Annotated in this window: 1 protein-coding gene; it reads left to right on the forward strand. The window is 41.4% G+C overall.

Features of this window, described 5'->3' with window-relative positions:
* Positions 1-544 (forward strand): ATP-binding protein (locus ACFSCZ_RS14525; RefSeq protein WP_380774814.1); only part of this gene is annotated, 544 nt, incomplete at both ends.

A 544-nucleotide genomic window follows, 5' to 3' on the forward strand; every position in this document is an offset into this window, starting at 1 on the left:
TGGACACGGAGTGGTCACGCCGGCAAAACAATAAACTGGAACGTCTTATTAAAAGCGCACAATTAAGTAATAATCAGGCTTCCATTGAGGATATTGAATATCATCCAGACAGAAAGCTGGATAAATCTCAAATATTGCGGCTGGCTCACGGCAATTACATTGAAGAATATCATAACATCATTTTAAAAGGTGCGTCGGGGAATGGAAAGACATACCTTGCTTGTGCATTTGGCATAGCTGCCTGCCGCCAGTTTTATAAGGTGAAGTATGTTCGATTGCCTGATCTTCTTGATGAATTGGCAGTGGCCAGGGGCGAGGGTATATTCCGCAAAGTGATAAAACAATACAAAAAAGTCAATCTCTTAATTTTAGATGAGTGGCTATTAACCCCGTTAAAAGGAAATGAAGCACGCGATTTATTAGAAATCATTGAGGCAAGGCATAGAAACGGATCAACTATCTTCTGTTCTCAATTTGATCCGAGAGGCTGGCATGAAAAGATTGGGGAGGAAACCCTGGCAGATGCAATCTTGGATCGTATTGT

Origin of the sequence: Siminovitchia sediminis (genome assembly GCF_042680885.1) — a bacterium.
In the GTDB taxonomy this organism is placed as follows: Bacteria; Bacillota; Bacilli; order Bacillales; family Bacillaceae_C; genus Siminovitchia; species Siminovitchia sediminis.